This is a genomic window from Arenimonas soli (assembly GCF_014643775.1).
In the GTDB taxonomy this organism is placed as follows: Bacteria; Pseudomonadota; Gammaproteobacteria; order Xanthomonadales; family Xanthomonadaceae; genus Arenimonas; species Arenimonas soli.
Genome location: NZ_BMKC01000001.1, coordinates 1,375,561 through 1,387,631, shown reverse-complemented (window position 1 = coordinate 1,387,631; position 12,071 = coordinate 1,375,561). Strand labels below are relative to the sequence as shown.

Below are 12,071 nucleotides of genomic sequence, written 5' to 3'. Positions count from 1 at the left end.
GGCCCATGACGAGCCTGCCCGCCCAGCCCCGCATCGCCTTCCTCGCCAGTTCCACGCCCGAGGCGCAGGCGGCCCGGGAGCATTTGAGCGCCGGCTTTGGCCAGGTGGCGCCGGAAGACGCCGACGTGCTGTGCGTGCTGGGCGGCGACGGCTTCATGCTGCACACCCTGCACCGGCACGGTGCGCTGGGAAAGCCCGTATACGGCATGAAGCTGGGCACCGTCGGCTTCCTGATGAACCAGTACCGGCCCGAGAACCTGCTCGAGCGCCTGCAGGCCGCGCACGCCACCGTGCTGCGGCCGCTGGAAATGACCGCCACTTCGGAATCGGGGGCGACGGTGTCGCTGCTGGCCTACAACGAAGTGTCCATGCTGCGGCAGACCCGCCAGACCGCGCACCTGCGCATTTCGCTCAACGGCCAGGTGCGCCTGGACGAACTGGTCTGCGACGGCGCGCTGGTGGCGACGCCGGCCGGCAGCACGGCCTACAACTTCTCGGCGCACGGCCCGATCCTGCCGCTGGGCTCGCAGGTGATCGCGCTGACGCCCATCGCCGCCTTCCGGCCGCGGCGCTGGCGCGGTGCCCTGCTGCGTTCGGACACCATCCTGCGCATCGAGGTGCTCGACGGCCACAAGCGTCCGGTCAGCGCCACCGCCGATTCCCACGAGGTGCGCGACGTCACCGAAATCACCGTGCGCGAATCGCTCGAGCGCACGGTCACCCTGCTGTTCGACCCCGAACACAACCTCGAGGAACGCATCCTCAACGAGCAGTTCATCACCTGAGCCGTCGCGGCTGCTGAGACAGCTGCCGGCGACAATGTCCCCATGGCCCCGAATTCCGTCCCGCCCGAATCGCCCTCCGACCGCCTGGTCGTCGCCATCACGGCGCGGGCCCTGTTCGACCTCGAAGACAGCCATGCGCTGTTCCAGGCCAGTGGCCTGGAGGCCTACGCCCGGTTCCAGCGCAGCCGGGAAAAGGAGGTCCTGCCCCCGGGCATCGCCTTCACGCTGGTGCAGAAGCTGCTGGCGCTCAACGAAGGTTGCCCGCCCGAGGCGCCGCGGGTCGAGGTGGTGCTGCTGTCGCGCAACTCGTCCGACACCGGCCTGCGCATCTTCAATTCCATTCGCCATTACGGCCTGGGCATCGTGCGCGCGGTGTTCACCAGCGGCGCCGAGGTCTGGCCCTACATCCGGCCCTTCGGCGCCCAGCTGTTCCTGTCGGCCAACCCCGATTCGGTGCGCAGCGCGCTCGAACACGGCGTCGCCGCGGCCACCATCCTGCCGTCCAAGCCGCCCGAACGCACCCACGACCAGCTGCGCATCGCCTTCGACGGCGACGCCGTCATCTTCGGTGACGAATCCGAGCGCGTCTCGCGCCAGTCCGGGTTGGCGGCCTTCCACGACAACGAAACCAACCGCGTCGGCGAAGCCCTGTCGGGCGGGCCGTTCAAGGGGTTCCTGGCGGCGCTGCACAAGCTGCAGGAAGCCTTCCCGGCCGGCGAGGCCTCGCCCATCCGCACCGCCCTGGTGACCGCGCGTTCGGCGCCGGCGCACGAACGGGTCATCCTGACGCTGCGCGAGTGGGGGGTGCGCCTGGACGAAGCCATGTTCCTGGGCGGGCGCGACAAGGGTCCGTTCCTGGAAACCTTCGGCGCCGACATCTTCTTCGACGACTCCCAGCACAACGTCGACAACGCCCGCCGGCACGTCGCCACCGGCCACGTGCCCTTCGGCGTCACCAACGAAGGCTAGGCGGGCGTCGCCGCCGGCGTGGGCCGGCGCATCGCGTGGATGCCCCAGGCAACCAGGGCCACGACGGCGCCGGCCGCGAAGGCCGCGGGGCCGGCGCCCACCCGCTCCCACATCAGCGCCGCCAGGCCGGCGCCCAGCACGCCGCCGACGCCCGAGCTGAAGCCATAGAGCAGGCTCTGGCCCGCCACCGCGCGACGGCCGGGGAAGTAGTCGGTGATCAGGCGCATGCAGCAGGCGTGGAAGGTGGCGAAGCTCAGTGCGTGCGTGGTCTGCGCCAGCGCCATCACCCAGAACAGGTCGGCGAAGGCCGCCACCAGCGCCCAGCGCAGCACCGTCACGCCCAGGCAGACGCTGAGCAGCCGCCCGGCGCCAAAGCGCGCGATCAGCCTCGGCGCCTGCCAGAACATCGCGATCTCGATCAGCACGCCGATCGCCCACAGTGCGCCGATGGCGGCGCCGGAGTGGCCGGCGGCCTGCAGGTGCAGGGTGTAGAACACGTAGAAGGGCCCGAAGCCCAGCTGCATCAGCATCGCCACCAGCAAGAAGCGGCGCACGCCCGGGCGCTTGAACAGGTGGCCGGCTTCGGCGATCGCCGGGCCGGCGATTTCCGGCGGTCGGTCGTGCCGATGCGGCCAGGCCGAAACCGCCATCGCCACGAACAGGGGCAGGGTCAGCCAGGGAAAGCTGTCGGCGCCGAAACGGTCCATCAGCGCGCCGTAACTCGACGCCACCGCCAGGAAACCGACCGAACCCCAGACCCGCAGGCGGCCGTACAGCTCCGGGCTGGGGCCCAGCGCGGTCAGGGTCATGGCTTCGAACTGCGGCATCACCGCGTTGTAGAACAGTCCGAACACGGCCATCACGCCAAGCAGGGCCCAGGCCTCGCGGGTGACCAGGAAGCCAGCGAAACACAGTGCGGTGACCACGCAGCCGGCGACGAACCACTCGCCGGGCCGCGCGCTGCGGCCGGCCAGCGCCGCCCAGGCCGGCGGCGCGACGATGCGCGTGCCGTACCACAGCCCCAGCATTGCGCCGATCACGAAGCCGCCGTGGCCCAGCGCGTCCACCCAGCGGCCCACGTAGGGCGTGTAGGCCCCCAGCGCGGCGTAGTACCAGAAATAGAAGGCGGCGAATCGCCAGAGTGAGCGGGGCATGTCGGCCGGGCAGGAAAAAGAAAGGCCGGGCCCGAAGGCCCGGCCGTCACATCATCGCCGTTTCCGCGAAGCCGCGGAACCGGGTCCTGCGATCAACGCTCCCGCGGCCCGGCGATAACCGGACGCGGCCGCCGCACGCCTTCGCGCAGGGCCAGTTCGCGGGTTTCCAGCGTGCCCAGGCGGGTCTGGTCCTTGAGCTCGAGGAAGCGCAGTTCAAACGGGGCGCCATAGCCCATCGGCAGGTTGGCCGGGCCGAAGGTGAGGTCCAGCTTGCGCTGGCCTGCCTCGAGCCAGTTGGCCGAGTGCGCCTGGGCCACGGGCTGCATGACGCCGCGAGGACCCGTGGCATAGAGCACGCCACGAAGCTCGTAGCGGCCCGGGGCCGCCACCTGCACCGGCAGGCTGAAGCTCACCGCCCCCGGATCGAAGGCGTAGCCACCGCCCAGGCGGGCCGTGGGACGGCTGACTTCGATCGCGGTGCGGGCGTCACGCTGCACCGGGCCGTCCTTGCTGGCCGCACCGGCGAACAGCTGGACTTCCCACAGGCCGGGCGTCGGATCGGCATCGAGCGGCAACTGCCCCGTGGCCTTGCCGTTCCTGACCGCCAGCGGCCAGGACCGGCCCGAGGGCGACACCAACTGGGCCTGCATGACGTTGCCGGCCAGGGCCGACTTGCCCCGCTGCAGGCTGGCCGCCACTTCGATCCGGTCGCCGGCGAGCAGTCGGCTGCGTTCGGACTGGGCCACCAGCACCAGCTCGCTGTTGGGTTCGAAGACGTGCACGAGGTAGCGGCCGGACGCCTGGCCCAACTGCAGGTCGAAACGGCCCTGGCCCGTCGACGGGTCGAGCTGCACGATCGCGGTGCCGTCCGAGACGTCCATGCCCGCCTTCCTTAGCTGGTCCGTGGTCGCCAGGCGCTTGAAGGCCGTGGCCGGCAGCGGCCGGCCATTGCGCAGCAGGCGCACTTCGCCCGGATCCACCGCCGCCGACTTGGCGCCGGACTGCGGGCTGATGCGCACCAGGGCGCCCGGTGCCGTGGTGGTCAGCGGAAAACCGGACTTGAGCTGGCCGGCGTCCACCGCCGCCCAGTACTCCCGGCTTTGCACCCGGTGGGGCGGCGCGGTGGCGAGTTCCGCGGCAGGGTCCATGGCCCAGGCCACGGCCACCGGTTTGCGTTCGAAGTCGCCCTTGGGCAGCGGCGCGGCGATGAGTTGCGAAGGTTGCTGGTCGGCGGTGCCCGGTGGCAGCAGGGTGCCGGCCTGGGCCGAGGAAAAGGCGAGGGTGGCAAGGCAGGCGACAAGGGTCTTTTTCATGGCTCAGGCCCCCATGTCCGAACGCAGGATGGTGTCGAGCCCGAAGCAGGCCCGGCGGCTTTGGTTGTGCGAAAGCGGTTCGCGGCCGCGCATGCGCGCCTTGTCCTGGAACCAGACGCTGCCGGCGGCGGACTGGCTCGAACACTCCAGGAAACCGTCGGAACACGAGTTCAGCCAGTTCTGCGTGGTTTCCAGGCCGACGTTTTCGGCGTAACCGCCGCAGTAGCTGTCCGGATCCCAGATGGCCGACTCCACGTCGGTGCCGACCACGCTGCGGAAGGGCCTGGGCAGGGCCGGGCGGCCGCTGGTGCCGTAGAGCCAGCTGCTGTTGTAGCTGGCCATCCAGCTGGTCTGCTGCATGCGCACGGCGTCGTTCTGGAAGCCCAGAAGCCAGCCCAGCGCGCCTTCGAAGACGTTGCCGTTGATCACCGCGTTGGCCAGCGGCGTGCCCGCGGAGGACGGGGCCAGGGCGTTCACGCGCACGGTTTTGCTGATGATGTTCGGGTAGCGGCTGTCCCAGGTCGGGTTGGACAGGATCCAGCGCATGACGTTGCCGCCGTTGCTGTGGGTGATGACGATCAGCCGGGTGATGCCGCGGTTGTTGATGAAGGTGTCGAGCTGGCCCGCCAGGCAGCCGGCCGCCGCGCTGTCCCACATGTACTTGGTGAAGTCGCAGTTGATCACCACGTAGTTGGCCGAGTTGGGCAGCCCACCCCGGACGTTGTTGACGAAGGTGGACGTCCAGTAGTCCGCGGTGGCGTTGGTTTGTTTGCCCGTGCCATGCACGAAGGCGACGCCGGTGTTTGCGTTGCACACGCCCGAAAGTGCCGCCAAGGCAGCGAAGATTAGATAGCGCACGATCCCTCCCCAGGAATTCGATGCGAAACGTGGTGTCCCCGTCCTTGCGTAACCCCGCCCGGTGGAATCCGGCGCTCCCCTGCGCCGGCGTATGGAGACCCACCCTACGGCCAAATCCGTGATGGTCAACACATTTCGATGCTGCAATGCGGCAGCGTATGGCGCCGCAGGTCCCGCCAGGTACAGCACTGCTTACCCCGTATGGAAATCAGTAGGGTTGTGCTGTCAGAACTCCAGTTCCAGCGCCGCGCACAGGTAATCCACCAGCGGCACGACGCCCTTGAAGCCCGAAACCACGGCCTGGCGCAGGCGTGGGCCCAGCACGACCTCGTCGTCCAGGGCGTAGCCGGCGGTGAAGTCCTTGCGCCGGAGGTCGTCGATGAGCGGATGGTCGGCGGGGAAACCGCGCGGCGCCCGCACCAGGCTGTCGCCCCACATTTCGTAGCGGCGCCGGAAGGCCGCGCTGCGCACGGCCTGCGTCCAGCCAGAGGGATTGTCGACCAGGAACTCGCGGATCCGGCGCTGCACGTCCGGTTCGGGATGCCAGATGCCGCCGCCCAGGAAACTGTTGCCGGGCTGGATATGCAGGTAGAACGACGGCGCCGGCACCTGCTTGCTGCGGGCATGGAAGAAACGTGCGCCGCCCCAGGTCTTGTAGGGCGTCTTGTCGTTGGAAAAGCGGGTGTCGCGATGGATGCGGAACAACGAACCGCCATTGCCGCGCGGGTCGGCGCGGTAGTGCGGGCTGATCGCCAGCAGGTCGGGTTCCAGGTCGCCGATCAGCCGCTGGAACGGGCCTTTGAGGTGGGCCTCGTAGTCCTTGCGGTGGTCTTCGAACCAGGGCCGGTTGTTGTTGCGCGCCAGGGCCCGCAGGAACTTGAAGGTCTTGTCGCTGAAGTAGGTGCTCATGCCAGGGACCGCTGGATGTCGTGGCCCCAGGCGTCCAGGGCGTCGAGCCAGGCCTGCTTCGGGCCCGGCGGGTTGTCGGCACGCAGTCTGGCGATGGCGGCGTAATAGGAAGTGAAGTCGTATTCGCTCAGGCCGTCGCCGCCGCCCAGCCGGGTGCGGCGGTAGAGGTCCCAGCGCTCGCGCTCATCGGCATCGAGGCTGTCGGGCCAGTTGCGCGCGCGGTACCGGAACAGCAGCTCGCCGTAGCGCGGGTCGGTGAACTGCCCGGCCAGCGCAGCCAGGCCGGCAGGGGCCGTGCTGCGTACCTTCGGAAACAGGCGTTTGTCGCCCTCCGCCGGGAAACCGTCGTACAGCGCCGCATCGGCATCGGCGGGTTCACGCGCGGCTTCCACCGCAAAGGCCCGGCGCACGCGTTCGCCCAGGCCCGGGGTGGCGCGCAGGGTGTCGGCATGGGCCAGGCTGGCGGCCCGGTCAATGCCCAGGCGCTCGAAGTCGGTCCCGCGCAGGTGCGCCAGCGGCAGCAGCACCGGGCACTTGTTGGTGTGCACTTCCTTGAGCGGGATGCGGTGTTCGCCCTCGGGCAGGTCGGCTTCGCGTACGAACAGCCGCTCGGCGATGTCCTCGGGCGACATGTCCAGCCAGCGCGTGGGGTCTTCGTCCAGGCTGGCAACGATCACCCGCGACTCGATGCGCGGGTGCCGGGCGATCGGCGCCACCAGCGCCGCGCAGTGCCGGCTGGCCGGGTAGCGCGAGGATATGTGCAGCAGCGGCGTCATGTTGGCCACGTCCAGCAGGCCGCCGACCTGGCGCTTGTTGCGCAGGGAAAACGCGTAGTCCCACAGGCGCGGCTGCGCGGCCTTGAACTTGCGGGCCAGGCCGATCAGCGCGCGCACGTCGCTCAGGGCCTCGTGGGCGTCGCCCTCGCGCACGCCGTTGACCAAGGCCAGGTGTTCGAGCTTGAAGCTGGGCGCGCCGTCCTCGCGTCTGGGCCATTCCAGGCCCTCGGGGCGCAGCGCCTCGGCCAGGCGCAGCACGTCGAGCAGGTCCCAGCGCGAATTGCCGCTGCGCCACTCGCGTTCGTAGGGGTCGTGGAAGTTGCGGTACAGGCCGAAGCGCACGAACTCATCGTCGAAGCGGATCGAGTTGTAGCCCACGGCGCAGGTGCCGGGCTTGGCGAATTCCTCGTGCAGCCGGGCCATGAACTCGGCCTCCCGCAGGCCCTCGGCCAGGGCGTGCTGCGGCGTGATGCCGGTGATCATCGTCGCTTCGGGCGAGGGCAGCAGGTCGTCGGCCGGCTGGCAGAACAGGCTGAGCGGTTCGCCGACGGGATTGAGGTCGGCGTCAGTGCGCTGGGCCGCGAACTGGGCGATGCGCGTGCGCCGCGGGTCGCGGCCGAAGGTTTCTAGGTCGTACCAGAGGAAGCTGGCTGTCATGCCAGGGGAGCCAGCCTTGCCTCCACCGCGGCGTCGGCGGCGACCAGGTCCACCTGGTCCAGTCGCTGCAGGCCCTGCGTGGCCTCGACCAGGATCGCGCGCTGGACCTTGCCGCGTTCAAGCGCCACCGAATAGGGCACCCGGCCGAAACTGACCATCGAATAGCGCGGCACGAAACGTCCGGGATGGCGGTCGGCCAGCGTCACCTCGAGCTGTCGCTGCAGCAGGTAGTCGGCGTCGTCGACGCGGTCGCGCATCTCGATGTAGTTCTCCAGCGCCATCGCCTGGATGGCTTCGGCATTGGGCCGGCGTTCGGCCTCGAAGGCCGCGAAGGCCGCTTCGAAATCCGGCTCGGCGGCCAGGTGGGCATCGAGCGCCACGCAGTCCTCGAAAGCACAGTTCATGCCCTGGCCGTGGAACGGCACCATGGCATGCGCGGCGTCGCCCAGCAAAACGGCCCGGCCGTCCAGCCGCCAGTTCTGCAGGCGCAGCGTGCCCAGGCCGCCGATGGGGTTGTTGGTCCAGTCGGCGTCGAAGTCCGGCACCAGCGGCAGCGCGTCGGCAAAGTCGCGGGCGAAAAAGGCGCGGGCGCTGGCCAGGTCGGGCAGGGTGGCGAAACTGGGGTCGCCTTCGTTGGGCAGGAACAGCGTCACCGTGAAGGTCTTTTCGGTGTTGGGCAGCGCTATGCACATGTAGCCTCCGCGCGGCCAGATGTGCAGGGCATTGGGGTCGATGCGGAAGCCGCCGTCGGCCGCGGGCGGGATTTCCAGTTCCTTGTAGCCGTGGCCCAGCGGTTCGAAGCGCTCGCCCAGGTCCACGTGCGGCGCCATCGCCGCGCGCAGGCCGGAGCCGGCGCCGTCGCAGCCCAGCAGCACGCTGAAGGCCTGGTCGCGACGCTGGCGGTCGTGGTCGTTGACGAAGCTTGCCTGGCGGCTTTCGAAATCGACGCCGTCCAGGCGCTGCGAGAAATGCAGGCGGGCGCCGGCTGCTTCGGCGGCCTCGAGCATGGCCATGTTGAGCCGGCCACGGTGCACCGACCAGATCACTTCGCTGTCGTCGCGGCCATAACGCTGCAGCATGGTGTCGTCACCGAGCGGGTGCACCATGCGGCCGCGCATCATCACCGCCTGGGCCATCACCACGTCCTGAAGCCCGGCCTGGCGCAGGGCATGCAGGCCACGTTCGGCCAGCGCGAGGTTGATCGATCGCCCCCCCTCGTAACCCCGGCGGCGCGGGTCGGGGCGCTTTTCGAACACGTCCACCGACTGCCCGCGGCGGGCCAGCAGGGTCGCCAGCAGCGCGCCGGCAAGGCCGGCACCGACGAGGGTGATCGCCGGGCGCGTGCTCATGCGACGCTGCCGGCTGGGGCCGACCAGGTTTCGACGGCGGCGATGAAGCGGCTGACATCGCCGAACCGGTTGTACAGCGGCACCGGCGAGATGCGGATGACGTCGGGTTCGCGCCAGTCGCCGACGATGCCCTGGGCGACGAGGTAATCGAACAGCGCGCGGCCCTGGTCGCGGCCGCCGCGCACGCGCAGCGACAGCTGGCAACCGCGGCGTTCCGGCTGGGTCGGGGTGACGATTTCCAGCACGTTCGGCAGGCGCGCCAGCACCTGGGCTTCGAGGTAGGCGGTGAGCTTTTCCGACTTGGCACGCAGCGCCGGCAGCCCGGCCCGGGAGAACAGGTCGAGCGACACGCGCAGCGGCGCCAGCGCCAGGATCGGCGGGTTGCTCAGCTGCCAGCCGTCGGCGCCGGGCGTGGGCTGGAATTGCGGGCCCATCCTGAAGCGGCTGGCCTGGTCGTGGCCCCACCAGCCGGCGAAACGTGGCCGGTCGCTGGTGGCGTGGCGCGCGTGCACGAAGGCGCCGGAAACCGCGCCCGGACCGGAGTTCAGATATTTGTAGCTGCACCAGGCGGCGAAGTCGGCGCCGCTGTCGTGCAGGGCCAGCGGCAGGTTGCCGGCCGCGTGCGCCAGGTCGAAGCCGACCACGCAGCCCTTGGCATGCGCCAGTCGGGTGATTTCCTTCAGGTCGAAGGCCTGGCCGGTGCGGTACTGCACGCCCGGCCACATCACCAGGGCGATGCGGTGGCCGTGCTGGTCCAGCGCCGCTTCGATGGCCGCCATCGAAATGGTGCCGTTGGCCTCGTCGGGCTGGACTTCGATGACGTCCGTCGCCGGGTCGAAGCCGTGGAAGCGCACCTGCGAAGCCATCGCGTACTGGTCGGACGGAAAGGCACCGGCTTCCATCAGGATCGCCGGGCGCTGCGCCGTCGGCCGGTAGAAGCTGACCATCAGCAGGTGCAGGTTGGCAGTGAGCGAATTCATCGCCACCACTTCCGAAGGTTCGGCGCCGGCGATGTGGGCCAGGCCGTCGCGCACTTCGTTGTGGTAGGGCATCCACGGATGTTTGCCGTGGAAATGCGCCTCGACGCCCAGCGCCGCCCAGTCGTCGAGCTCCTGCAGCAGGGCCTCGCGCACGCCGCGGGGCTGCAGGCCCAGAGAATTGCCGCAGAAATAGGCCTGTTCGCCGTCGCCGTGGCGGGGGATCAGGAACTGGTCGCGGAAACTGGCCAGCGCATCGTCGGCGTCCAGGCGTTCGGCCGGGATCGTGTGCAGGTCGTTCATTCGAACCTCGAACGTGGCAGGCCCAGCCACTCCAGCGCGGTGCCGTGGTAAAGCCGCGCCTGGTCCGATTCGTTCAGGCCCAGGTTGGCGATGCCGGCGCCGGGCACCTGTTCGCCCAGTGGGAAGGGGTAGTCGGTGCCCAGCATCACCCGCGGCACGCCGACGGTGTCGAGCAGGTAGCGCAGCGCGCGGTCGTCGGCCACCCAGGAATCGAAGTACAGCCGCGGCAGGTAGCTGCGCGGATTGTGCGGGTTGTCGGTGGCCACCAGGTCCGGGCGCATGTTGAAGCCGTGTTCGATGCGGCCGATGGTGTAGGGAAAGCTGCCGCCGCCGTGGGCCAGGCAGACCTTCAGGCGCGGGAAACGCTCGAGCACGCCGCCGAAGATCAGCGCGCAGGCGGCCCGGCTTTGTTCGGCCGGCATGCCCACCAGCCAGGGCATCCAGTACTTGGGCATGGACTCGGTGCCCATCATGTCCCAGGGATGCACCAGGATCGCCGCACCCAGGTCCTGCGCCGCTTCGAAGAAGGGCTGCAGTTCGGCCGCGTCGAGGTTCCAGTCGTTGATGTGCGAACCGATCTGCACGCCCTGCAGGTCCAGCTGGTCCATGCAGCGCTCGAGTTCCTGCACGGCCAGGCGCGGCGACTGCAGTGGCACGGTGCCGATGCCGGCGCAATGCTTGCGGTGGTCGCGGCAGGCTTCGGCCATGTGGTCGTTCAGGGCCTGGTGCAGTTCCAGCGCGTGCTGGGCCTTGGCCCAGTAGCTGAACATCACCGGCACCGTGCTCAGCACCTGCACCTGCACGCCAAAGCGCGCGTAGTCGGCGATGCGCTCGGCCGGGTCCCAGGTCTTGGACCAGATTTCCCGGAAGAACTTGCCGTCCTTGTAGATGCGGGCGCGGCCGTCTTCGTGGTGGATCACCGGAAAGCGGACGTCGCCGTACTTCTCGGCAAGGTTCGGCCAGGTCCGGGGCAGGTAGTGGGCGTGGCTGTCGATCTTTAGCATGGGCGCGATTCTAGCCGCTTTGGCGCCGGGCCCGGTCCGGCGCCGGCCATGGGTTCAGGTTGCAAGCCAGCCGGAAAAGGCCGCGTACAGGGGAATGCCCAGGGCGAGGTTGAAGGGGAAGGTGAGGCCCAGCGCCGCGGTGATGCAGCGGCCGGCGTCGGCCTCGGGCAGCGAGGCGCGCACCGAGGCCGGTGCGGCGATGTAGGAGGCGCTGGCGAGCATGGCGCCAAAAACCGTGGCACCGTCCGGGCCCAGGCCGACCGCGTGCCCGATCGCCACGCCGGCCAGGCCGTGCACGACCGGCAGCACGGTGGCATACACCAGCAGGCGGCCGAAGCCGCGCCCGAGCTGGCGCAACTGGCCGGCGGCCACCAGCCCCATGTCGAGCATGAACAGCATCAGCATGCCCTGGAACAGCTGGAAGTACATCGCATCCACCGCCTGCACGCCGGCCTTGCCGGCGATGGCGCCGATGGCCAGGCCGCCGAGCAGCAGCATCGAGGTCCGTCCGGTCAGGACTTCACGCACCTGTTCCCAGTTCGGTCGCCCGCCGCCGCGCGCCAGGCCGATGCCGACCAGGATGGCCGGGATTTCCAGCGCCACCACCAGCGCGACCAATACCTCGACGGGCTGGCCGCCGGTGCGTTCGACGAACTGTTGGGCGGCGATGAAGGTGACGGCCGAGACCGAACCGTAATGCGCGGCGATCGCACCCGCCTGCAGCGGCACGTCCCGCAGCCAGGCGCGGGCCAGGAAATAGGCGGACGTGGCCGTCGCCAGGCCGGCGAGGATGGTCACGCCAAGCAGCAGCCACAGGTCGTCCGGCGGGTCCTGGCGCAGGGCCACGCCGCCCTTGAGGCCGATGGCCAGCAGCAGGAAGATCGACAGGTAGGCCTGGATGGCCGGCGGAATGTCCAGGTCGCTGCGTATGCTGCGCGCGACCACGCCCAGGGCGAAGGCCAGCACGACCGGTGAAAGCAGGTTGGCCGTGAAAAGATCCAGCTCGAAGGGCATGGC

At 69.6% G+C, this 12,071-nt stretch carries 11 protein-coding genes; 2 read left to right on the top strand and 9 right to left on the bottom strand.

The window, feature by feature from the left end; translation table 11 throughout:
- Window positions 1-5: 5 nt before the first annotated feature.
- Together IEX13_RS06710 and IEX13_RS06705 are read left to right on the top strand one after the other, a co-directional pair.
- Window positions 6-785 carry an NAD kinase gene (locus tag IEX13_RS06710; protein ID WP_188662416.1) on the top strand — a complete coding sequence of 260 codons (780 nt, stop codon included), beginning with the start codon at window positions 6-8 and terminating at the stop codon, window positions 783-785.
- A 42-nt stretch (window positions 786-827) separates the two neighbouring features.
- A complete protein-coding gene (locus tag IEX13_RS06705) occupies window positions 828-1,754 on the top strand; it encodes a 5'-nucleotidase (RefSeq protein ID WP_188662415.1) in 927 nt (308 codons plus the stop codon).
- Here the strand turns inward: IEX13_RS06705 and IEX13_RS06700 are convergent.
- From IEX13_RS06700 to IEX13_RS06660, 9 genes are all read right to left on the bottom strand, one after another.
- A complete protein-coding gene (locus IEX13_RS06700) occupies window positions 1,751-2,908 on the bottom strand; it encodes an MFS transporter (RefSeq protein WP_188662413.1) in 1,158 nt (385 codons plus the stop codon). The genes IEX13_RS06705 and IEX13_RS06700 overlap by 4 nt on opposite strands.
- 92 nt (window positions 2,909-3,000) lie before the next feature.
- Window positions 3,001-4,221 carry a DUF4785 domain-containing protein gene (locus IEX13_RS06695; RefSeq protein WP_188662411.1) on the bottom strand — a complete coding sequence of 407 codons (1,221 nt, stop codon included), beginning with the start codon at window positions 4,219-4,221 and terminating at the stop codon, window positions 3,001-3,003.
- Window positions 4,222-4,224: 3 nt separating this feature from the next.
- Window positions 4,225-5,079: a hypothetical protein gene (locus IEX13_RS06690; protein ID WP_229668473.1), complete on the bottom strand. Its 855-nt coding sequence runs from the start codon at window positions 5,077-5,079 to the stop codon at window positions 4,225-4,227.
- Between the two features lie 225 nt (window positions 5,080-5,304).
- Window positions 5,305-5,988: a DUF2461 domain-containing protein gene (locus IEX13_RS06685; RefSeq protein WP_188662409.1), complete on the bottom strand. Its 684-nt coding sequence runs from the start codon at window positions 5,986-5,988 to the stop codon at window positions 5,305-5,307.
- The gene (sbcB, locus tag IEX13_RS06680) at window positions 5,985-7,421 is read right to left on the bottom strand and encodes an exodeoxyribonuclease I (protein WP_188662407.1); all 1,437 of its coding nucleotides are present in this window, start codon (window positions 7,419-7,421) and stop codon (window positions 5,985-5,987) included. Before sbcB ends, IEX13_RS06685 begins: the two co-directional genes overlap by 4 nt.
- Window positions 7,418-8,770 carry an FAD-dependent oxidoreductase gene (locus IEX13_RS06675; protein WP_188662405.1) on the bottom strand — a complete coding sequence of 451 codons (1,353 nt, stop codon included), beginning with the start codon at window positions 8,768-8,770 and terminating at the stop codon, window positions 7,418-7,420. Before IEX13_RS06675 ends, sbcB begins: the two co-directional genes overlap by 4 nt.
- Entirely contained in the window at window positions 8,767-10,050 is a 1,284-nt protein-coding gene (kynU, locus tag IEX13_RS06670) for a kynureninase (RefSeq protein ID WP_188662403.1), read from the bottom strand. The genes IEX13_RS06675 and kynU overlap by 4 nt, the downstream gene beginning before the upstream one ends.
- Window positions 10,047-11,054, bottom strand: a complete 1,008-nt coding sequence (locus IEX13_RS06665; RefSeq protein ID WP_188662401.1) for an amidohydrolase family protein — start codon at window positions 11,052-11,054, stop codon at window positions 10,047-10,049. Before IEX13_RS06665 ends, kynU begins: the two co-directional genes overlap by 4 nt.
- A gap of 54 nt (window positions 11,055-11,108) precedes the next feature.
- On the bottom strand, window positions 11,109-12,068 hold the full coding sequence (locus IEX13_RS06660) for a sodium-dependent bicarbonate transport family permease (protein WP_188662399.1): 960 nt from the start codon (window positions 12,066-12,068) through the stop codon (window positions 11,109-11,111).
- Between the last annotated feature and the right edge of the window lie 3 nt (window positions 12,069-12,071).

What these genes read in the sequence shown, in the direction of transcription:
- IEX13_RS06710 (WP_188662416.1), top strand. Translation starts at nt 6, where the DNA reads ATGACGAGCCTGCCCGCCCAGCCCCGCATCGCCTTCCTCGCCAGTTCC.
- IEX13_RS06705 (WP_188662415.1), top strand. Translation starts at nt 828, where the DNA reads ATGGCCCCGAATTCCGTCCCGCCCGAATCGCCCTCCGACCGCCTGGTC.
- IEX13_RS06700 (WP_188662413.1), bottom strand. Translation starts at nt 2,908, where the DNA reads ATGCCCCGCTCACTCTGGCGATTCGCCGCCTTCTATTTCTGGTACTAC.
- IEX13_RS06695 (WP_188662411.1), bottom strand. Translation starts at nt 4,221, where the DNA reads ATGAAAAAGACCCTTGTCGCCTGCCTTGCCACCCTCGCCTTTTCCTCG.
- IEX13_RS06685 (WP_188662409.1), bottom strand. Translation starts at nt 5,988, where the DNA reads ATGAGCACCTACTTCAGCGACAAGACCTTCAAGTTCCTGCGGGCCCTG.
- sbcB (WP_188662407.1), bottom strand. Translation starts at nt 7,421, where the DNA reads ATGACAGCCAGCTTCCTCTGGTACGACCTAGAAACCTTCGGCCGCGAC.
- IEX13_RS06675 (WP_188662405.1), bottom strand. Translation starts at nt 8,770, where the DNA reads ATGAGCACGCGCCCGGCGATCACCCTCGTCGGTGCCGGCCTTGCCGGC.
- kynU (WP_188662403.1), bottom strand. Translation starts at nt 10,050, where the DNA reads ATGAACGACCTGCACACGATCCCGGCCGAACGCCTGGACGCCGACGAT.
- IEX13_RS06665 (WP_188662401.1), bottom strand. Translation starts at nt 11,054, where the DNA reads ATGCTAAAGATCGACAGCCACGCCCACTACCTGCCCCGGACCTGGCCG.
- IEX13_RS06660 (WP_188662399.1), bottom strand. Translation starts at nt 12,068, where the DNA reads ATGCCCTTCGAGCTGGATCTTTTCACGGCCAACCTGCTTTCACCGGTC.